General features: G+C 73.5%; 17 protein-coding genes and 3 pseudogenes. 13 read left to right on the top strand and 7 right to left on the bottom strand.

Going from position 1 to position 18,877, the window contains the following annotated elements; genetic code table 11:
• Positions 1-18: 18 nt before the first annotated feature.
• From MMR14E_RS12510 to MMR14E_RS12500, 3 genes are read right to left on the bottom strand one after another with little or no spacing between them, the layout of a single operon-like run.
• Positions 19-2,481 carry a two-component system VirA-like sensor kinase gene (locus tag MMR14E_RS12510; protein ID WP_331314662.1) on the bottom strand — a complete coding sequence of 821 codons (2,463 nt, stop codon included), beginning with the start codon at positions 2,479-2,481 and terminating at the stop codon, positions 19-21.
• Positions 2,478-3,584, bottom strand: coding sequence for a cytochrome-c peroxidase (locus MMR14E_RS12505; RefSeq protein WP_331314660.1), 1,107 nt, complete (start codon positions 3,582-3,584; stop codon positions 2,478-2,480). Before MMR14E_RS12505 ends, MMR14E_RS12510 begins: the two co-directional genes overlap by 4 nt.
• Before the next feature lie 2 nt (positions 3,585-3,586).
• Complete coding sequence (locus MMR14E_RS12500) at positions 3,587-4,348, bottom strand: response regulator (RefSeq protein WP_331314658.1); 762 nt, start codon at positions 4,346-4,348, stop codon at positions 3,587-3,589.
• A gap of 374 nt (positions 4,349-4,722) precedes the next feature.
• Between MMR14E_RS12500 and MMR14E_RS12495 the strand changes: the two genes are divergently transcribed.
• From MMR14E_RS12495 to MMR14E_RS12485, 3 genes are all read left to right on the top strand, one after another.
• Positions 4,723-5,019 carry a hypothetical protein gene (locus MMR14E_RS12495; RefSeq protein WP_331314656.1) on the top strand — a complete coding sequence of 99 codons (297 nt, stop codon included), beginning with the start codon at positions 4,723-4,725 and terminating at the stop codon, positions 5,017-5,019.
• A gap of 627 nt (positions 5,020-5,646) precedes the next feature.
• Complete coding sequence (locus MMR14E_RS12490; RefSeq protein ID WP_331314654.1) at positions 5,647-5,934, top strand: hypothetical protein; 288 nt, start codon at positions 5,647-5,649, stop codon at positions 5,932-5,934.
• A complete protein-coding gene (locus MMR14E_RS12485; protein ID WP_331314652.1) occupies positions 5,931-6,788 on the top strand; it encodes an alpha/beta hydrolase in 858 nt (285 codons plus the stop codon). Before MMR14E_RS12490 ends, MMR14E_RS12485 begins: the two co-directional genes overlap by 4 nt.
• Before the next feature lie 39 nt (positions 6,789-6,827).
• On the opposite strand, the gene MMR14E_RS12480 is transcribed toward MMR14E_RS12485, so the two are convergent.
• Positions 6,828-7,067, bottom strand: a complete 240-nt coding sequence (locus tag MMR14E_RS12480; protein WP_331314650.1) for a hypothetical protein — start codon at positions 7,065-7,067, stop codon at positions 6,828-6,830.
• A 289-nt stretch (positions 7,068-7,356) separates the two neighbouring features.
• On the opposite strand from MMR14E_RS12480, the gene MMR14E_RS12475 reads away from it, so the two are divergent.
• The 3 genes from MMR14E_RS12475 (at position 7,357) to MMR14E_RS12465 (ending at position 10,800) form a co-directional block, all read left to right on the top strand.
• Positions 7,357-8,571 carry a cytochrome P450 gene (locus MMR14E_RS12475; protein ID WP_331314648.1) on the top strand — a complete coding sequence of 405 codons (1,215 nt, stop codon included), beginning with the start codon at positions 7,357-7,359 and terminating at the stop codon, positions 8,569-8,571.
• A 157-nt stretch (positions 8,572-8,728) separates the two neighbouring features.
• The gene (locus MMR14E_RS12470; RefSeq protein WP_331314646.1) at positions 8,729-10,030 is read left to right on the top strand and encodes a glycosyltransferase; all 1,302 of its coding nucleotides are present in this window, start codon (positions 8,729-8,731) and stop codon (positions 10,028-10,030) included.
• Positions 10,031-10,554: 524 nt separating this feature from the next.
• Positions 10,555-10,800, top strand: a complete 246-nt coding sequence (locus MMR14E_RS12465) for a hypothetical protein (RefSeq protein WP_331314644.1) — start codon at positions 10,555-10,557, stop codon at positions 10,798-10,800.
• A 228-nt stretch (positions 10,801-11,028) separates the two neighbouring features.
• On the opposite strand, the pseudogene MMR14E_RS12460 reads toward MMR14E_RS12465, so the two are convergent.
• Positions 11,029-11,223, bottom strand: a pseudogene (locus MMR14E_RS12460) (ABC transporter ATP-binding protein); the annotation flags it as partial.
• A 7-nt stretch (positions 11,224-11,230) separates the two neighbouring features.
• Between MMR14E_RS12460 and MMR14E_RS12455 the strand changes: the two are divergent.
• The 7 genes and pseudogenes from MMR14E_RS12455 to MMR14E_RS12425 form a co-directional block, all read left to right on the top strand.
• Positions 11,231-11,704: pseudogene (locus MMR14E_RS12455) on the top strand (RNA polymerase sigma factor SigJ); the annotation flags it as partial.
• An 86-nt stretch (positions 11,705-11,790) separates the two neighbouring features.
• On the top strand, positions 11,791-12,288 hold the full coding sequence (locus MMR14E_RS12450; RefSeq protein WP_331314643.1) for a peptide deformylase: 498 nt from the start codon (positions 11,791-11,793) through the stop codon (positions 12,286-12,288).
• Between the two features lie 127 nt (positions 12,289-12,415).
• Positions 12,416-13,183 carry an FkbM family methyltransferase gene (locus MMR14E_RS12445; RefSeq protein ID WP_331314641.1) on the top strand — a complete coding sequence of 256 codons (768 nt, stop codon included), beginning with the start codon at positions 12,416-12,418 and terminating at the stop codon, positions 13,181-13,183.
• Positions 13,184-13,368: 185 nt separating this feature from the next.
• Positions 13,369-14,487: a sensor histidine kinase gene (locus MMR14E_RS12440; RefSeq protein WP_331314742.1), complete on the top strand. Its 1,119-nt coding sequence runs from the start codon at positions 13,369-13,371 to the stop codon at positions 14,485-14,487.
• Positions 14,484-14,945: a response regulator gene (locus MMR14E_RS12435; protein ID WP_331314639.1), complete on the top strand. Its 462-nt coding sequence runs from the start codon at positions 14,484-14,486 to the stop codon at positions 14,943-14,945. The genes MMR14E_RS12440 and MMR14E_RS12435 overlap by 4 nt, the downstream gene beginning before the upstream one ends.
• A 71-nt stretch (positions 14,946-15,016) precedes the next feature.
• Entirely contained in the window at positions 15,017-15,211 is a 195-nt protein-coding gene (locus MMR14E_RS12430) for a helix-hairpin-helix domain-containing protein (RefSeq protein ID WP_331314637.1), read from the top strand.
• Between the two features lie 387 nt (positions 15,212-15,598).
• Positions 15,599-16,843: a capsule biosynthesis protein gene (locus MMR14E_RS12425; protein WP_331314635.1), complete on the top strand. Its 1,245-nt coding sequence runs from the start codon at positions 15,599-15,601 to the stop codon at positions 16,841-16,843.
• Positions 16,844-17,069: 226 nt separating this feature from the next.
• Here the strand turns inward: MMR14E_RS12425 and MMR14E_RS12420 are convergent, their stop codons facing one another.
• Both MMR14E_RS12420 and MMR14E_RS12415 read right to left on the bottom strand, forming a co-directional pair.
• Entirely contained in the window at positions 17,070-17,327 is a 258-nt protein-coding gene (locus MMR14E_RS12420; protein ID WP_331314741.1) for an Hpt domain-containing protein, read from the bottom strand.
• A gap of 241 nt (positions 17,328-17,568) precedes the next feature.
• Positions 17,569-18,402, bottom strand: a pseudogene (locus tag MMR14E_RS12415) (ATP-binding protein); the annotation flags it as partial.
• Positions 18,403-18,877: the final 475 nt, after the last annotated feature.

Raw genomic sequence — 18,877 nt, 5'->3', positions numbered from 1 at the left:
CCTGATGCCGCCGGCCCCTCAGGAGACGGCGGCCGGGCGGCGCGCCGGGTCGGCGGGGGCGAGATGGCGCCGCAGCGTCAGCGCCAGGGCGTTCGAGCGCCACGGCCGCCGGAGGATGTCGGCGACGGGGACCGCCGCGAGGAGTTCCGGCTGCACCGCGTCGGTCGCCGACAGCGAGAGCACGATCGGCCGCCCGGAGATCCGCGCGGCCCGGTGCGCGAAGGCGATGCCCGAGAGGTCGGCGAGGCGATTCTCGACGATCAGCAGATCGAACCGTCCCGGCTCCCGCCGCAGGACGGTCAGGGCCGCCTCGGGATCCGCGTAGCCGACCGGCTCGTAGCCCAGGGCCGCCAGCGTCTCCTCGTCGTCCTGGACCGACCGGCGCGTGCGCCCGACCAGCATGACGGTCCCACCGGCCGCCGCGCCGCCCTCGGCCCGCGGGATCACGGGCAGCCACACCGCGAAGGTGCTGCCCTGATCCGGCGCGCTGCGCACGTCGAAGGCGCCGTCGTGCTCCTGGACGAACTCGTAGGCCGTGGCGAGCCCCAGCCCGGTCCCGGCCGGGCGGGTGGTGAAGAACGGCTCGAAGATCCGCGCGAGCGTGGCCTCGTCCATGCCGCGGCCGGCGTCGGACACGCGGATCCGGACGTAGGCGCCGGGCCGCAGGCTGCCGTGGCTCAGGGCGGCGGGACGCGGCAGGGCGACGCGGTCGAGCCGCACGTCGACGGCCTCGCCGGGCGCGGAGGCCTGGACGGCGTTGCGGATCAGGTTGTGGACCACCTGCTGGAGCTGCGCCGGCTCGCCGCCGACGCGGGCGCCCTCCGCGGTGCCCGCGAGCCGGATGGACGCCGGGCCGGCCGTGGAGGCGCGGATCTGCGCCACGGTCTCGTGCACCACCGCGTCCGCCGCGCTGGTGCACTGCGCGGACCGCCCGCGACGGCCGAAATCGAGGATCTGACCGGCGATCTCGCGGGCGCGGCCGCCGGCCTGGACCAGCAGCCCGAGATGCTCGGCCGCCCGCCCGGGATGGGCCGGCAGGGCGTCCCCGGCGATCTCGGCGTGGCCCAGCATGACGTTGAGCACGTTGTTGATGTTGTGGGCGACCCCGCTCGCGAAGGTGCCGATCGCCTCGAGCCGCTGCGCCCGGCGCAGGGCCGCCTCGATCTCCCGGCGCTCGGCCCAGACATGCTGCCGCTCCAGGGCGGCGGCGAAGCTGTCGGCGACGACCTGCAGCAGGCCGCGCGAGTGCCGCAGCCACGGCGGCAGGCCGGAGGTCGTGCGCTCGAAGCACAGCAGGCCGACGATGCGCTCGCCCCGGCGCAGCCGCGCGCAGGCCCACGACACGACGCCGCGCTCGGCCAGGGACCGGCGCAGCGCCGGCGGCCCGGTCTCGTCCGCCACCTCGACGAAGATGAGGTCGCTGGCGGCGGCCGCGACGTCGTGGACGAGGGCCTGCTGCGCCGCCGGCCAGCCGCTCGGCGGCGCGAGGCCGGACCGGTTCCAGAGGTGCACGGCGCCGGTGCCGTCGAGCATGAGGACGTAGCCGTGGTCCGTGTCGAGACCCGCGCCCACCATGGCGAGGACGTCCACGATGCGCGTGGCGGTCTCGTCGGGCTGGCTCGCCAGGAACCGGTTGGCCGCCTGCGCCACGACGGTCTGGAAGGCCACGGTCCGGCGCAGGATCCGGGTGCCGGCCCGCATCAGCACGCCCGCGCGGACCACCAGCGCGAGGAGCGCGAGGGCGACGGCGTAGAGCGCGAGGCGGAACCCGTCCGCCCGGGCCTGCTGCCGGTCGCGGAGGCTGCGCCGGGCGTCCAGCAGCGCCTGGCGGGCCTGCTCGCTCGACGAGGCCGGCAGCGAGCGCGTGACCGCGTCGACGTGCGGCAGCAGTTCCAGGAGCTGGCGCCCGTGCAGGACGATCGCGTCCACGTCGCCCGCCCGGGCGGCCGCCCCCTCGGTGTCGTGCAGCGTCTCCAGACGGGTGCGGATGTCGGCGAGGCGCTTGGGCGTCGAGTCGCGCACGAGTTCGGAGACGCGGATCTGGAGCGCGGCCACCGCGCGCGCCAGTCCGGGGGCGATGTCGGACTCGGACAGCCGGTCGCTGAGCGAATCGAAGTAGGCGATCGAGTTCTGCACGAGGGCGTTGCCGGTCTTGAACCGCTCGACCATCTCGGCCTCCCGGTCCACCGCCTCGCCCAGCGCCCGGACGTCGGCATCGCCGGCGTTGCTCGCCGTCAGGTCGGCCACGGCCTTCTGCATCTCGCGCAGGTGGGCGACGATCGGATCGTAGTTGCGCAGGAGCCCGGTCCGGGCCCGCAGCACGTCGTGCTGCATGCGCGACTCGGCCAGCGCCAGGGCGTCGACGGTCCGCTGGGTCGCCACGTAGGCGGCCTCCATCCCGCCGTTGCCGTTGATCAGGAGCCACGTCAGCAGCGCCGCGAGCAGCGCGCCGGACACGAGGGCCTGCAGGATCAACCTCATGGCCGCGGCGCGCCGTCCCGGGGCCCCGCGTCGGGGGTCGTGTCTGGGGTCGTGTCTGGGGTCGTGTCTGGGGTCGTGTCTGGGGTCGTGTCTGCGGCCGCGGCGGGGGCCGAGAGGGGCGCCGAGAGGGGGGCCGCCGGCGCGGTCAGCGGCCGGCCCTCGAAGGTGCCGGTCAGGGTCCCGAGGAAGGCGACGATCGCGTCGACCTGCGCCGGGGTGAGCTCCCGGCCGAGCTGCGCCCGCGCCATGAGCCGCACCGCCTCGGGGAGCGTGGCGATCCCGCCGTCGTCGAAGTACGGCGCCGTCACCGCGACGTTGCGCAGGCTGGGCACCCGCAGCACCTCGGCGACCTTGTTGGGGATCGTGACGAAGATCCCGACCTTCTCGAACAGGTTGCCGCCGACATTGACGCCCTGGTGGCAGGACGCGCAGCCGATCCGCCGGAACAGGTCGTAGCCCGCGTGCTCCGCGTCGGTGATGGCGCGGGCGTCGCCGCGGAGCCACAGGTCGAAGCGGCTGTCCGGGGTGAGGAGCGTGCGCTCGAAGCTGTTGATCGCGTCGATCACCGCCTCCCGATCGGCCGCGCGCCCGTAGGCGGCCAGGAACATCGGGGCGAGCACCGGGTCGCCGCGGACCGTGTCGAGGATCCGGGGCCAGGCCCCGCCCAGGAACTCGGGCCGCGTCAGGGCGAGCTCGGCCTGCTCGGGCAGGCTCGGGATGTCGCCGGCCCAGCCCAGCCGGAAGCTGAGCGCCGCGTTGAAGGCCGTGGGCGTGTTGCGCGGGACCGGCGTGCCGTCGGCGGTCAGGTTCCGCGGGACCGCGCTCGCGCCGCTGGCGCGGATGTCGTGGCAGGTGATGCAGGCCCGGTCGCCCCCGCGCGACAGCCGCGTGTCACCGAAGAGCAGCCGGCCGATGGCGGCGCGATCCGGGTCCGCGCCCAGGGTGCTCGGCACCGGCGTGATCACCCCCAGCGCATCCGCGGCCTCGGCGGAGAGCGCGGCCTCGGCCGGCTTCTCGTGGGCGGCGGCGGCGAGGATCGCCGCGGCGCTGCCGAGGAGCGTCGCGATCGCGACGCGCCAGCGGCCGGGCCGGAACCTGGGCACGGCTACAGCTTCTCGACGGTCGTGTTGAGGACGTAGCCGACGCCGCGCTCGGTGACGATCAGGCGCGGCGCGCTCGGATCCACCTCCAGCTTGCGGCGCAGCCGCAGGATCTGGACGTCGATGCTGCGGTCGAACACGTCCTCGTGGACGCGCGTGGCCTGCAGGAGGTGCTCGCGGCTGAGCGGGCGCTGGGGCGCGTCGAGGAAGGCCACCAGCAGGGCGTACTCGCCCTTGCTGAGCGCGACATCGGCGCCGTCGGGGTTGGTGAGGCGCCGGCGGCGCCGGTCGAGCACCCAGCCGTCGAAGCGGCTGCGATGGGATTCCTGGACGCGCGCCGGGGCGGGCGCCACCTCGGACCGCCGCAGGATGACCCGCACCCGTGCGAGCAGCTCGCGCAGGCCGTAGGGCTTCACGAGGTAATCGTCGGCGCCGAGTTCGAGGCCGATCACCCGGTCGATCTCGTCCCGGCGATGGCCGGTGGTGATGATGACCGGCAGGTCGCTCCGGGTCCGCAGGTCGCGCAGCAGGTCGAGCCCGTTCTCGGAGCCGAGCCGCAGGTCCAGCACGACGAGGTCGAACGCGGCCTCCGCGAGCCGCTTCTCCGCCTCGGCCCGGTCGGTCGCCGGGGTCACGGCGACGTCGTGGTCGGCGAAGTGGTCCGAGACGATGCGCTGCATGCCCGCATCGTCCTCCACGAGGAGGATGCGGGTCGTGCCGGAGCGCGCGCTCCGACCCTGCCCTCTGTCCAGACTGGATTCGATCATGGCCACCTCCGGTTCGCGGCGGCCTGCCGCGACGGCACGATCCCGACGTGCCGGCTCGGGGGCGGGAGAGGCATCCGGCCGGGCGGATAGCGCCACCCGGAAGACCTCCGCGACCGTCGCCGGCCCGCCCCGGCGGCCCATCTGGGCGCGTCCGGTCATCGGGCCTTACACGGCCGAGTTGATATCACGGCCGCTAAAAGATTGCGCGCTTCACATTGTGCGTGACAGCACAGCGCGAGCATTCGCGCCGGCCTGTACCGTATCGGACAATCGGACTTCCGCTCTGTTACCGTCGTAACTTGAAACATCTCGGTCAGACACGGGGATGTAACCCGCAAAAATCACGATCCTGCTCTCGCAATAGAGAGGTGATCATGCCCGACGCCGCGACCCCGGAGATCCGTCCGCGCCGGCGACGACACTTCGGCAAGTCCCGCCGCGACTGCCGGACGCCGCCGGCTGACCTTGGCGGGCGGCCGGGACGCCCCGCGCGGGAGCGCGACGGCCCGGGTTCGTCTCCGGTCGCGGCCGCGCGACCGGCGGGCGGCGGCCTCGGACGGCGGCTGCTCGACGCGCTGGTGATCAGCTTCGCGTTCGGCGGGTGCATCCACAGCATCCATCCCGATTACGTCGACTTCCTGCGCGAGATCGGCAGCAAAACTCGACTGTAGATCCGATTTTCCAGCCGTCGATAGCGCATCCTGACCTGAATTCATCCAGCCGGGCCCGCCCGATCGCGGCCCTCTCGCGCGCCCGCGCCGCGGGACCTGCCCTCGACCAGGGCGAGCCTCGCGCCCGCGCGCGATCAGCTTGGGACACCAGATCATGCCGCTCCATGTCCTCTGCATCTCGTGGGGCACCACGGGCAATCTCAGTCCCGTGCTCACGGCGGCCCGGCAGCTGCGCCGGGCGGGGCACCGCCCGCGCGTCATGGCCGACCCGGCGATGTGCGGCGAGGTCGCGACGGCGGGCTTCCCGTTCGTCGGGTGGCGCCGGGCCCCGACCGGCCTCGACGCCGATCCGGCCGATTTCTCGGATCTCGCCGACTGGCTGCGCCGGACGATGTTCGCCCCGGCGGGCGCCTACGCGGCCGACACGCTCGACGAGATCCGCCGCCTCCCGACCGACGCCGTCCTGAGCCTGGACCTCCTGCCCGGCTGCGCCCTGGCGGCCGAGGCGGCCGACCTGCCGCACGCGGTCCTGTCGCCGCATATCAGCATCCGCCCGATCCCCGGCATTCCGCCGGCCGCGAGCGGCCTGGCGCCGCCGCGGACCGAGGCGGAGCGGGACGNGCCGCGATGGTCGGCGTGGCCCTGGCCTTCGGCCTCGTCTCGCCCAACGCCATGCACGGCGCGACGGAGCGCAACCCGGACGACGCGGGCGCGGCCAGCGCCGTCGCGGTCTCCCTGCAGATGCTCGGGGCGGCCGTCGCCAGCGACCTCGTCGCCCGGTTCTTCGACGGCCGGTCCGCCCTGTCGATGGCCGCCGTGATGCTCGGCTGCTGCCTCGCGGCCGCCGCCGCCCACGCGGGTCTCGCCCGAACCGCGACCCGCGCCCCCGCCCAGCCCCACGGAGAACCCGCATGATCTTCGACCCACCCCCCTGGCCGCCCCTCCACCTGACGCGCGACGGCGGCCGCCTCGCCCATATCGAGGCCGGGCCGCTCAACCCCGAGGGCCAGCCGCTGCTGCTGATCAACGGCTGGACCGGCGATCACGGCATCTTCACGCCGCAGATCCGGCACTTCGCGAGGACGCGCCGCGTCGTGGCGGTCGACCTGCGCGGCCACGGCGCCAGCGACGCGCCGGAGCGCGACTACACGGTCGAGAGCTTCGCCGAGGACGTCGCGTGGCAGTGCCGGACGCTGGGCCTCGCGAAGCCGGTCGTCGTCGGCCACAGCTTCGGCGGCGCGGTTGCGCTGGAGCTGTGCGGCCGCCATCCCGACCTCGCCGCCGGCCTCGTCATGATCGACTCGATCGTCCTGCCCTCGGCGGACAGGGCGGGCGGCGCCGAGATCGAGCGGCTGCTGGCGGGCGTCGGCGGCCCGGACTACCGGTCCGTCATCCGGGAGATGGCCTGGGCGATCGGCGGCGACCACGATCACCCGGCCCGGCGGAAGGCGATCTTCGAGACGTTCATCCTCGGCGGCTGCCAGCGGACGCCGCAGCACGTCGCCTACGGGGCGCTGCGCGACATGGTGCTGGGCCACGATCCCGTCCCGGCCGCGCGCGCCTGCCGGATCCCGATGGCCTACATCTCGGCGGACGTGCCGCTGGTGGCGGCGGCCCGCGACCTCGACCGGCTGCGGGAGCTCTGCCCGCAGCTCGTGACCGCCCAGACGCTGCTGGCGGGCCACTTCAACACGATCGAGGTGGCCGAGCAGGTCAACGCGATGCTCGAGCGCTTCCTGGCGGTGGGCCTGAGGCCCCGCGGGCGGTAGCGGGACGCCACGGGACCGCCGCCGGACGGGCGGGGCGCGTCAGGACGCCCGGCCCGCCTCCGTCCGGTCGCCCAGCAGGCGCCGCGCCGACGAGATGACCTGGAGCGTCTGGGAGCTCAGCTGCTCCTCGCGCGCCCGCAGCTCGTAGTGCCTCAGGCGGACGATGAGCGCGTCCTCGTCCGAATTCCCGTGGTCCATACCGCCGATCACGAAGTCCGTGATCGTCCGTCGGAGCAGCGTCTCGAAGACGTCGTCCGTATTCGCCCGCCCTGCAACCATGAGGACTTCTCCTTCTGCGAAGCGGTCCCTTTCTCGAAGGGTCAAGTTACGGCATGATTTCGGAACACTTCACACACCAAACGCGCGGCGCCGGACGTGCTCTTCCGCACAGGTCGGCGCCCCGGTCGACCTCGGAGCCGGCGCACGTGCCGGGCCGGGGGCGGCCGGCGCGCCGGCCTGACCGGCCGCACCGCGTGTTAGGGCTGTAATCATCGGCCAAGCTCCTGCAATCGTCCTGTAGCCCGGACTTCCGAAGGTTCTCGCGCAACACAGCAGCGAGACCTCAAGGATGAATGCGACCGGAGATCTGACACGAACGGCCGTCCCGACGCTGACGGTGGCGGAGCTGGAGGCCGACCCGCACGGCGTGTTCCGCGCCTGGCGGCCCCGGCTGCCCTTCGTCGGCCACGAGGTCGCGGGCGTCCTCATCCTCCGCGCCCGCGACGTCGATCTGCTGATGCGCGATCCCCGCGCCCAGGCGACGGAGACGCTCTATCCGGAATCGCGCGCGATCCCCGCGGGCGCGCTGTTCGACATCTTCGCGCACGGCATGCTCACGGCCAACGGCGCGGTCCACCGCCGGCGCCGCTCGCCCTTCACCCGCACCTTCGCGGCGCGCCTGATCGAGGGCCTTCGGCCCCGGATCCGGGTCGCCGCGGAGGGCCTCGTCCGCGACTGGCTGGGGGAGGGGGAGGTCGACCTCGTCGCGCGCTACACCGCGCGGATCCCGGCCCAGGTCATCGCCGACATCCTCGGCCTGCCGCGCGACGACATCCCCCGGTTCACGCAGCTCGCCTACGAGGTCTCCCGGGTGCTGAGCTTCACCTTCGGACCGGAGGACATCCCGGATCTGGAGGCGGCGGCGGTCGCGCTGCGGGACTACGTGGCGGCGATCCTCGCCGCGCGCCGGTCGGCGCCCCGCGCCGACTTCCTGTCGCGCTTCCTGGCGGAGACCGAGGCGGCCGGCGAACTCACGCCGCAGGAGGTGGTGATCCAGCTCGTGCAGATGATCATCGGCGGCACCGACACGACCCGGGTCGCGGGCGCCATGCAGGTGGCGCTGCTGCTGCAGCATCCCGAGCAGTGGGCGGCGGTCAGCCGCGACCCCGACCTGATCCCGGCCGCGGTGGCGGAGTCGCTCCGCTACGAGCCGAGCGCCGGGTCCGCCGGCCGGGTCGCCCGGGAGGACATCCCCCTCGACGGGCGCGTCGTGCCGGCCGGAAGCCTGATGCTGCTCTCGACGCTGTCGGCGATGCGGGACGAGACGGTCTACGCGCGTCCCGACGCGTTCGACATCCGGCGCACCGACCTCCCGCGCCTCCATCCGGTCTTCGGCGGCGGCGCGCACCGGTGCATCGGCGAGGCCCTGGCGCGGGTCGAGCTGGAGGAGGGACTGGGCGCCGTGCTGCGCCTCGCCCCGCGCCTGCGCCTGACCGGCGCGATGCCGGTCCTCCGGGGCCACAGCGGCATCCGCCGCATCGACGCGCTGCGGGTCGCCGCCTAGCGCCCGCGCGCCCCGCGGGCCCGTTGCAGCCGTAGCCGCTTCGGGCCCGCGCCGCAGCCGTGCCGTAACGGGCCGCCCCCAGCCTCGCTCCCGGACGCCCCGGCGATCAAGCCGCGATCGCCCGGCGCCCTCATGCCCCTCACGGAAAGGACAGACGATGAAGGTCCTCCTCTGCTCGACGCCCGCCACGGGCCATCTCAATCCCCTCCTCGCCATCGCCCACATGCTGACCGCGGACGGACACGAGGTCATGGTCCTCTCGGGCTCGGCCTTCCGCGACCGCGTCGTGGCGGCCGGCGCCCGCTTCATGGCCCTGCCGGGCGCGGCGGATTTCGACGGCCGCGACCTCCGCGCGGTCGTGCCCGAGCTGGCCCGGATCGCACCGGGACCGGACTGGCTGCGCGTCGCCATGGAGCGCATCTTCGTCGACCGGATCCCCGACCAGGCGCGCGGCCTGCGCGCGGCGCTGCGGGCCTTCCCGGCCTCGGTGGTGATCGGCGACGACATGTTCTTCGGCACCCTGCCGCTGCTGCTGGGGCCGCGCGCGGAGCGCCCCGCCATCGTCCTGTGCGGCACCTCGATCCTGCACTGCGCGCGGCCCGACCGGGCTCCGGCCTTCCTGGGCCTCCCGCCGGCCGAGACGCCCGAGCAGGAGGCCGCCTACGGCCGCATCGCCGAGGCCTACGACGCCGCGGTCGACCGGCCGGTCGGGCTGAGCCTCGCCGCCAAGCTGGCGGAACTCGGCCGGGCCGCCCCGCCCTGGCCGCTGTTCGACGCGGTGGTGCGGCTCGCCGACACCTACCTCCAGCTCACCGTGCCGAGTTTCGAGTACCCGTTCCCGCGGCCGCCGACGGTGCGCTTCATCGGCGCCCTGCCGATCGTCCCGGGGCAGGCGGCGCTCCCGCCCTGGGCGGCCGACCTCGACGGCGCCCGCAAGGTCGTCCTGGTCACGCAGGGCACGGTCGCGAACCACGATTTCGGCCTGCTCGTCGGCCCCGCCCTCCGGGCGCTGGCCGACGAGCCCGACATCCTGACCGTGGTGACGGGCGGCGGCCGGGGGCTCGACGCCGTCCCGGGCCCGATCCCGGCCAACGCGCGGCTCTCGCCCTACCTGCCCTTCGAGTGGCTGCTGCCCCGGGTCGACGCCATGGTGACCAATGGCGGCTACGGGAGCGTGAACCAGGCCCTGAGCCACGGGATCCCCCTCGTCGCCGCCGGCCTCACCGAGGACAAGGCCGACGTGAACGCCCGCATCGCGTGGTCGGGCGCCGGGATCGACCTCGCGGCGAACGACCCGACGCCGGAGGCGATCCGGCAGGCGGTGCGGACCGTGCTCGACGCCCCCGGCCATCGCCGGGAGGCGCGGCGCCTCGCCGCCGAGTTCGCCACGTACGACGCGAAGGCCGAGATCCTGCGGATCCTGTCCGGCCACGGCGGCCGCGCGCGCAGCGCCGCCTGAACCGCCCACCGCCCGCGACCCCGTGGCCGTCCCGGCGGGGACGGCGCTCCGCTCGCGCCCTTCACGGCACCCGGTCCGGCGGACCGGGTGCCGTTCGCGTGTCCGGGCGACGCGCCCGGCTCCCGGCCGCGACCGTCCCGGCAACGATCCCGCGCACGTCCGTCGATCGCGCCCCATGTCTGCTGTCATTGTTTTCCGATCCGCTGAAATCGCGGTGAAAGATCGGATTTTTACTTTGCCTGCTCCATCACTGACCGTGGCCGCGCAGGTCATCCGCCTGATGCGCGAGCTCACGGAGCGCTTCCAGACGGCGATCCTGTTCGTCTCCTCGTCGCTCCCGGTCGCCCGGGAGGCCGCGTCGCGCACGCTCGTCATCGATGCGGGCCGCGACCGTCCCGGCAACGATCCCGCGCACGTCCGTCGATCGCGCCCCATGTCTGCTGTCATTGTTTTCCGATCCGCTGAAATCGCGGTGAAAGATCGGATTTTTACTTTGCCTGCTCCATCACGAGGAGCACGAGATCATGATCCTTCACCGCACACGCGCCGCCGCGGCGCCCGCGATCGGGACGCTGCTGATGGTCCTGGCGGCCCCGACCGAGGCGCGGGCCCAGCCGGTCCCGCGCTTCGCGCAATCCGACGTTCCGGGCCTCGCGGCGATCATCCCCGCACGCCCGTTCCGGACGGGTCTGGACCTCCGGTCCCCCGCCGTGGAGCGGGAGCACGCCCGGGCGCAGCGGATCATCGCCCGCGTCTGCACGGGATGCTGATGCCCGCGATGGCGCTTCGGGAGCCCGGCGCGGACAGGGCGGAGGCCTGCCCCGGGCTCGCGGGCGGTGCCGGGCGACGGGCGGCGGCCGCCCCCATCCGCCGCGGCCTCGCCGTCGCGGCGGCACGGCGCGGCCGGCTCCTCGGGGCGGCGCCGCTGCCGCTGCTCCTGGCGCTCGCGGCCACGTCCCGTCCCGCCGCCGACCCGGACGCCGGCCCGGACGCCGCCCTCAGGCGCGCGGCCGGCCGGCGAGATCGTCGAGGTCGACGCGCCGGGTGATCCCCAGCGCGTCCAGGAAGGCCGCGTCGTGGCTGACGACGAGGAGCGCGCCGTCATAGGCCGCCAACCCGGCCTCGAGGGCCTCGACCGCGTCCAGGTCGAGGTGGTTGGTGGGCTCGTCGAGGATCAGGAGGGGCGGGGGCGCGCGGTTGCGCGCGCGCCGGAACGTCCGGGCCGCGCGCCCGCGCTATCCCGTGACCCGCGACGAGGGCGAGCGCGTCGCCCGGGCGTTCTTCGAGGCCTCCGCGAGCGGCGATGTCGCGCGGCTGCGGGTGCTGCTCGCCGACCGCGTGACGCTCTCCTCGGACGGCGGCGGCAAGGTGCTCGCCTTCGTCAACCCGATCCGGGGGCTGGAGCGCCTGCTCCGGCTCTACGCGGGCGTGCGGCGCAAGTGGGGTGACGGCCGGGCGGCGCTGGTCGGGTTCGCGTGGATCGACGGTCTTCCGGGCTATGTCAGCCGCGAGCGCGGCGGCGTCCTGCAGACGACGGCCCTCGCGATCGAGAACGGCCGGATCGACGCCATCTACATCACGCGCAATCCCGACAAGCTCCGCCACGTCGCGCGCGCCGTCGCGGCCGGGTCGGGGCTCGGCGACGCAAGCGGGACCGGCGCGGAACCGTCTTGACGATCCGCCCCGCGGCGCGGCTTGCATGGCGCGCGGCGGGCTCTCGGGTCCCCGCAGGTGGACCGACCCACGCGGACTGATCAACCATGCCGGCGCGCCCGCTCGTCCTGTTCCCCGATCCGCGCCTGACGCGCCCGGCCGAGCCGGTCGACGCGTTCGGCCCGTCCCTTCAGGCCCTCGCCGACGACGTCCGGGACACGCTGATGGCCGAGAGCGCCATCGGCCTGGCCGCCCCGCATATCGGCGTCCCCGCGCGCCTCGTGGTGGTCCGGATGTCGCCGGACGAGAGCGCCCGCGTCTACGTGAACCCCGTCGTGTCCTGGGCATCCCCCGACACGGCGGTCCACGACGAGGGCAGCGTCAGCATGCCGGGGGTGCGTGAGCGGGTCACCCGCCCGGCCCGCATCCGCCTGAGCTACCGCGACCTCGACGGGTCCGCCCGCGAGGAGGAGACGGAGGGTTTCCCGGCCGCGGTCCTGCAGCACGAGATCGATCAGCTCGACGGCGTGTTCTGGATCGCCCGCCTGTCGCGGCTGAAGCGCGAGCGCCTGCTGAAGCGGTTCGAGAAGGGCCGGTCCGCGTAGACCGATCCGGGCCGGCGGTCGTCGGCGCCCCGCCGCGAGCGCGCTGGCGGAGCCGGCGCGGCGAGGGTTACCATGGGCGCGACTTCGCCATCCCTCAGGACTCGTCTCCGCAGAACGGACCTTGCGCATGCATCCTGCCGTGGCCGCCGCCAACGCCTTCAGGGCCGTTCACGACGCCGGTCAGATCCCGGACTACGAGCGCATCCTGCGGCAGGGCTACAGCCGCTTCCTCGCCCCGGGGGACGTCGTCGTCGATGTCGGCGCCCATACCGGGCTCCACCTCGTCGCGTTCGTCGAGATCGTCGGCCCGACCGGCAAGGTCCACGCCTTCGAGCCGATCCCGTTCCTGATGAAGGACCTGGCGCGGCGTTTCGGCCGGCGTCCCGAGGTGGAGCTTCACGACGTCGCCCTCTCCGACACGGCGGGCCGGACCGATTTCACGGTCGCGAGCGTGCCCGGCGAGAGCGGGCTCCTCGCCCGCTACTTCAGCAATTCGGCCATCACCTCCAAGACGATCAAGGTCAGGACGGAGCGGCTCGACACCGCGCTCGGTCACGTCCCCGCGGTGGCCTACGTCAAGATGGACATCGAGGGTGGGGAGCTGAACGCCCTGAGCGGCGCGGTCGAGCTCCTCCGGCGATGCCGCCCGATCGTCAGCGTGGAGTACGGCTGGGCCGGCTACTCCGCCTACGGGCACGCGCAGGATTCGCTCTACCGGTTCGCCGAGAGCCACGGCTACATCTGCGCGGACATCACCGGGAACCTGATCGACGACGCGAGCACGTGGCTCGCGGTCAGCGACTGCGTGACCTGGGACTTCTTCCTCGTGCCCCAGGAGCGTCGCCCGGACTGGGTCGCGACGTTCGCGCGCGGCCCAGTGCCCGGACCCGCTTGATCCGGACCCGGGGGACAGCGAGGCCCGTCCGGCCGCGCGGCGGAACAACCGCCGCGCATGGTGCGTTGCACGCTCCCACCTCTGCGCCGTCCGGCGCGGCCATCCGCCCATCGTGCCCGGTCCCGAAGGTCCTCCAGGATCGCGCGCGGGGTATCTCAGATCAACCCGCGTGAAGGGTCGTGACCGTGCCGAACTCGCGGCAGCCGTTTCAATCCTCGTCCGCCGCGAGCGCGCCGCTGGCGAGCCTTCGGCGCGGATCGGGCCAGCTCTTCGAGAGCGAGCGTCGCCTCAACGCGGTCCTCGACAACGCCTCCGTGTCGATCTTCCTGATGGATGACCGCCAGCACTGCATCTACATGAACCGCGCCGCCGAGCAGCTGACGGGCTGGACTCTGCGGGAGGTTCTCGCCCGCGACTGCCCGCTGCACGACATCGTCCACCACACCTACCCGGACGGACGGCCGTTCCCGCTGGCGGAGTGCGCGATCGACCGTGCCTTCCCGGAGAACAACCAGGAGCGGGGCGAGGAGGTGTTCGTGCACCGGGACGGGCACTTCTTCCCCGTGGCGTTCACCGCCAGCCCGATCCGGGACGACGCGACCAACATCATCGGCACGATCATCGAGGTCCGCGACATCAGCGAGGAGAAGGCGGCGGCCGAACGCCAGCACCTGCTGATCAACGAGCTCAACCACCGGGTGAAGAATTCCCTCGCCACGGTGCAGTCGATCGCCGCACAGACCTTCCGCGGGCAGACCGACCAGGCCGTGCGCGCCGTCTTCGACGCCCGGATGGCAGCCCTGTCCAATGCCCACAACGTGCTGGTCGAGGACCGTTGGGAGAGCGCCAGCCTGCGCAGCGTGGTCGAGCGCGCGCTCGCCCCCCACCTCTTGGCAGAGGTCGATGCCGGCCGCTTCCGGTTACAGGGACCGGACGCGCGATTGCATCCTAAGGTGGCAGTCACGCTGGCGATGGCCCTGCACGAGTTGATGACCAACGCGGCGAAGTACGGCGCCCTGTCGACGTCCGAAGGCCGCGTGGCGGTGACGTGGTCGCTGCACGACCTGGATGACGGCCGCCAGCAACTCGACCTGCTCTGGGAGGAGCGGGATGGCCCGCCGGTCACGCCGCCGACCCGCAAGGGGTTCGGTTCACGGCTCATCGAGCGGCAGTTGCCCCTGGAGTTCGACGGCAGCGCGGTCATCTCCTACGCGCCCACGGGCGCCACCTGCCAGATGCGGATCCCGCTGACCCGGCTCGGGTGGATCGGTCAGGAGGCGGTCGAGGGACCGCGCGCACCATGACACCGCTCGCGGGACGCCGGGTGCTGCTGATCGAGGACGAGAGCCTCGTCGCCATGCTGGCCGAGGACATGCTGCTCGACCTGGGCTGCGAGGTCGTCGTGGCGATGCGCCTCGACAAGGCCCTGGCCTATGCCCGGAGCGAGGACTTCGATCTGGCGGTCCTCGACGTGAATCTCGGCGACGCGCGCAGCTACCCGGTCGCCGACCTGCTGCTGGCACGCGGCACGCCGTTCCTGTTCGCCACCGGGTACGGGCAGCACGGCCTCGATTCCGCCTATGAGGCCGTTCCGGTACTCCAGAAGCCCTATCAGGCGGCGCCGCTCGAGCATCTGCTGCTCCGGCTCCTGAGCGGCGGTGATCCGTGCGGCGCGGGCGGCCTGGCCGAACTGCCGCCGTCCTGCCGCTGTCGGGCGTCCGAGCCCGCCCGCGGGCAGTTCCGCGCCGATCCGCTCCGCTGAGCGGCCCCGGAGGCGCGGGGCAGGCCCGGAGCGAACCGGCACGGCGCCGAGCGGCGCGGGGAGGAACCACCATGATCGACCTCAACACGGCGACGGCCGAGGAGCTGGACAGCGTGCCGGCACTCAGGGGCCACGGCTTCGAGATCGTGCGCTACCGCGAGGAGCGCGGTCGATTCACGAGCCTGCGGCAACTCGACGAGGTGCCGGGCCTGAGCGGCAAGACCGAGGGCGTCGCCGATCAGGTCACGGTGGCGGAGAGCCCCTAGCGCCGGCCCGAACGGGTCGGGACGGAGGCGATCGCCGAGCCCGTGCCGTCCGCGGCGCGGATCCCCTCTCCCGTGCGGGAGCGGGGGTTCGGGCGGCTGTCCCGACCGGGGTCGACGTCCCTCCCGACCGTTGCGACACGGTCGGGAAAGGCACTGCCGCCGGTCGCAGCGGGACGGCACCGGTCGGGCGCGGCCCTCGCACACACGGCTCTGCCCCTGCGGCGGGTCGCGGGACCGCTGGCCCGGCGCGATCGCCGGATGCGGCCGAACCTGGAGCATCGCGGCTGACATGCTTTCGCCGCCTGTCCGTGTGATGGGCTGCGCGAGCGGCGTGAAAGCCGCGCGGGCCGAGGACGTCCGCGCAAGCCCGAGCTTCGAGAAGCAACGATGAACATGCAGGTCGAGAAAGCCCAGGGCCGGCCTCTGAAAGGCATCGACCGGAACAAGGTGATCGCGCAGTCGCTGCGGCAGTTCGCGCGCCTTCCGGGCCTGCCCGACACCAGGAAGGGCGTGCGCTCCTATCAGAGCCACGTCAAAAGCGATCCCTGGCTGCCGCTCCTGTTCGTCGTCTGCTTCGTCCTGCCGACCCTGGCCGCCGGGATCTATTACGGGCTGATCGTCTCCGACCGCTACGTCACCGAGGCGCGGTTCGCGATCCGGCCCACACTCGGCACCGCCGACAAGGCGACGCCCGACACGGTCGGCACGAACGCCGGCGTGATCAAGGCGACCGTCGCGCAGGAAACGCTCATCGCGCAGGAATACATCCACAGCCGGCCGATGGTCGAAGCGGTCTCGGCGGAGCTCCCGATCCGCGCGTGGTTCGGTCGGGACAACATCGACATGTTCTCCCGCTTCAACCCGGACAAGCCGGTCGAGAAATTCCTGCGGTACTGGCGGCGCCGGGTCGATGTCGACGTCGAGTCCGCCTCCGGCATCATGTCGCTGACGGTCGAGGCCTTCGATCCCGACGAGTCGCTCGCCATCACCAAGGCGGTCATGGCCGACACCGAGCGGATGCTGAACGAGCTCAGCATGCCGTCGCGGAAGGACGCCCTCGACGTGAGCACGCGCGTCCTGAAGCTCGCCGAGGAGCGGGAGGCCAAGGCCAACGCCGCGCTGAACGAGCTGCGCAACCGCGAGGGCGTGCTCGACGTGATCAAGTCGAACACCGCCACCATCAAGTCGGTGTCGGAGTTGCGGGAGTCGCGCACCAAGCTCGCCGTCCAGCTGGCGGTGCTCCAGCGGGACCTCGGCCCGCAATCGCGCAGCATCGTCGACCTGAAGCAGCAGATCGGCGATCTCGACGCGAACATCGCGCGGGTCCAGCAGCAGCTGGCCGGCACCGCGCCGACGGAGAAGCGGCGCCTCTCGGACGCGCTCACGCGGTTCGAGGATCTCGAGCACGAGCGCGAGAATGCCGAGAAGTATCACCGCGACGTGCAGCTGGCCTATGACCGCGCCCGCATCGTCGCCCAGCAGCAGGTCGTGGCCCTGGTGCCGATCGTCGAGCCCATCAAGGCCGGGTCCTCGACCGAGCCGCGGCGCATCCTGATGACGAGCATCATCACCGCCGGCGCCGCCGTGCTGTTCGCGGCCGCGATGTTCACCCGCCGCATGCTCATCACCTGATCCCGGGCGGGGTCGGCGCAGGGGTGCGGACGAGCCCACGAAAAAGCCCGCCGCGGCGAACCGGGCGGGCTGAGGGAGTGCTTGGGAGGAAGCGGAACCGTACGGCCCGACCCTCTGGCATGCCAGATACCGAAGCGCAGGGCAGGTCTGCGAAATCGCGCGGTCGTCCGAGGGAATAACTTGTCCTGGACGCGTCGACGGGCCGGAGCCGCCGGACGCCTCGCACCTAGGCGGCGGCGGCCCGGGAGCCCGTCCGCTCCGCGAGGCCTCGGATCGTCGCGGCGAGCAGGCTGTCCAGGGCGTCGCACGCCTCCGCCCGCTCGGTGCAGGCGGCGGTCCGGGCGGCCTCCTCGATGACGCGCAGCCGCGCCACGAGGGCGCGCGCGCCGACATTCGCGCTCATCGACTTGAGGCCGTGGGCGGCCCGGGCGATGGCCGGCTGATCGGAGGCGGCGAGGGCCGCCCTGAGCTGGGCGAGCGCCACCGGTCCCTGGGCCCGGTACAGCTCGAGGACGCGGTCGAGGAAGGCGCCGTCCCCGAGGCCGAGCAGCCCGTCCAGGACCTCGGCGTCGAGGAGGTCGTCGGGGGCGGGNAGAGGCCGTGTCCAGCACGATCGCGGCCGGCACCGCGTCGCGGCGGCGCACCGGTCGGGCCGGCTCGGCGACCGTGACGGGGATGCGCGCCGTGAAGGTCGAGCCCGCGCCGAGGCGGCTCGTCACCGCCACGGTGCCGCCCATCGCGGCGACGATCTGCTGGGCGATCGAGAGCCCGAGGCCGGTGCCGCCGAAGCGCCGGGTCGTCGACTGGTCCGCCTGCGAGAAGGCCGAGAAGATCGTGGCCAGCTTGTCCTGCGGGATGCCGATCCCGGTGTCGGATACGGCGATGACGAGGCACCCGTCGGCGGCCTCGACCGCCATCCGGACGGCGACGTGGCCGGCCTCGGTGAACTTCAGCGCGTTCGACACGAAGTTGCTCACCACCTGCCCGAGGCGGACCGGGTCGCCGAGGATCGCCTGCGGCACCTCCGGCCCGACCTCGGCCGCGAGGTCGAGCCCGGCGGTCCGGGCCTGCTCGGCGAAGAGCGTCACCGCGGTGTCGGCGAGTTCGGCGGGGCTCACGGGCACGCGCTCGAGCTCGAGCTTGCCGGCCTCGACCTTTGCGAAGTCGAGGATGTCGTTGATGATCGCCAGCAGCGACCGGCCGGACCGGGCGATGACCTCCGCGTAGCGGCGCTGGCGCGCCGGCAGCTCGGACCCGGCCAGCAGCTCGGCCATGACCAGGACGCCGTTCATCGGCGTCCGGATCTCGTGGCTCATCGTGGCGAGGAAGGCCGACTTGGCGGCGTTGGCAGCGTCGGCGGCCTGCTTGGCCGCGCTCAGATCGGCCGTCCGGGCGCCGACCTCCGCCTCGAGGTGGGCGCTGTGGGCGGCGAGGCGGTGATCGCGCTCGTTCACCGCGGAGAGCAGGTCGTTGAAGGTCCGCGCCAGCGCGCCGACCTCGTCGTCGCCGCTCACGGGCGCGCGCTGGGCGTAGTCGTGGCGCAGGCGGGCCGCCTCCATGGTGCGGGCGAGGGCGGCGAGCGGGCGCGTGACGCTGCGCTGCAGGTAGAGCGACACGCCGACGCCGATCGCGACGGCGAGCAGCGCCGCCAGCGCGGCGTTCTGCGCGGCGGCCCAGAGATGGCCGAGGATGTCGTCGGTCTCGCCGATCAGTACGACCCGACCGACCGGGACCCCGTTCTCCACGATCGGCGCGGTCGCCTGGAGGCTGCGGGTGGCGAGCAGGTGCAGGAGCGACAGGTCCGCGCCGTCCTGGGCGGCGTCCCGGGTCAGGCGCAGGCCGATCCCCTGCTCGGCGAGGACGGACCCGTCCGGCCGCTCGATCGCCCCGTAGACGATGGACGGCACCTTGCCGATCGCCCGCAGCGACGCGTCCGCCCCGTCGGCGTCGCCCGCCGCGGTGGCCCGGGCGCCGCCATGCGCGAAGACCTGGGCGACGGCCTCCAGCGCCGCCTGCTTGTCGGCGGCGTAGCGG

This window comes from Methylobacterium mesophilicum (genome assembly GCF_036441335.1).
GTDB lineage: Bacteria > Pseudomonadota > Alphaproteobacteria > Rhizobiales > Beijerinckiaceae > Methylobacterium > Methylobacterium mesophilicum_B.
Note: the sequence above shows the minus strand (reverse complement) of the source record. Positions and strands in the feature narration are given on the sequence as shown.

Bases quoted from the DNA above. Each gene is read 5' to 3' on its own strand.
- MMR14E_RS12510 (WP_331314662.1), bottom strand. From the start codon at position 2,481: ATGAGGTTGATCCTGCAGGCCCTCGTGTCCGGCGCGCTGCTCGCGGCG.
- MMR14E_RS12500 (WP_331314658.1), bottom strand. From the start codon at position 4,348: ATGATCGAATCCAGTCTGGACAGAGGGCAGGGTCGGAGCGCGCGCTCC.
- MMR14E_RS12495 (WP_331314656.1), top strand. From the start codon at position 4,723: ATGCCCGACGCCGCGACCCCGGAGATCCGTCCGCGCCGGCGACGACAC.
- MMR14E_RS12490 (WP_331314654.1), top strand. From the start codon at position 5,647: ATGGTCGGCGTGGCCCTGGCCTTCGGCCTCGTCTCGCCCAACGCCATG.
- MMR14E_RS12485 (WP_331314652.1), top strand. From the start codon at position 5,931: ATGATCTTCGACCCACCCCCCTGGCCGCCCCTCCACCTGACGCGCGAC.
- MMR14E_RS12480 (WP_331314650.1), bottom strand. From the start codon at position 7,067: ATGGTTGCAGGGCGGGCGAATACGGACGACGTCTTCGAGACGCTGCTC.
- MMR14E_RS12475 (WP_331314648.1), top strand. From the start codon at position 7,357: ATGAATGCGACCGGAGATCTGACACGAACGGCCGTCCCGACGCTGACG.
- MMR14E_RS12470 (WP_331314646.1), top strand. From the start codon at position 8,729: ATGAAGGTCCTCCTCTGCTCGACGCCCGCCACGGGCCATCTCAATCCC.
- MMR14E_RS12465 (WP_331314644.1), top strand. From the start codon at position 10,555: ATGATCCTTCACCGCACACGCGCCGCCGCGGCGCCCGCGATCGGGACG.
- MMR14E_RS12450 (WP_331314643.1), top strand. From the start codon at position 11,791: ATGCCGGCGCGCCCGCTCGTCCTGTTCCCCGATCCGCGCCTGACGCGC.
- MMR14E_RS12445 (WP_331314641.1), top strand. From the start codon at position 12,416: ATGCATCCTGCCGTGGCCGCCGCCAACGCCTTCAGGGCCGTTCACGAC.
- MMR14E_RS12435 (WP_331314639.1), top strand. From the start codon at position 14,484: ATGACACCGCTCGCGGGACGCCGGGTGCTGCTGATCGAGGACGAGAGC.
- MMR14E_RS12430 (WP_331314637.1), top strand. From the start codon at position 15,017: ATGATCGACCTCAACACGGCGACGGCCGAGGAGCTGGACAGCGTGCCG.
- MMR14E_RS12425 (WP_331314635.1), top strand. From the start codon at position 15,599: ATGAACATGCAGGTCGAGAAAGCCCAGGGCCGGCCTCTGAAAGGCATC.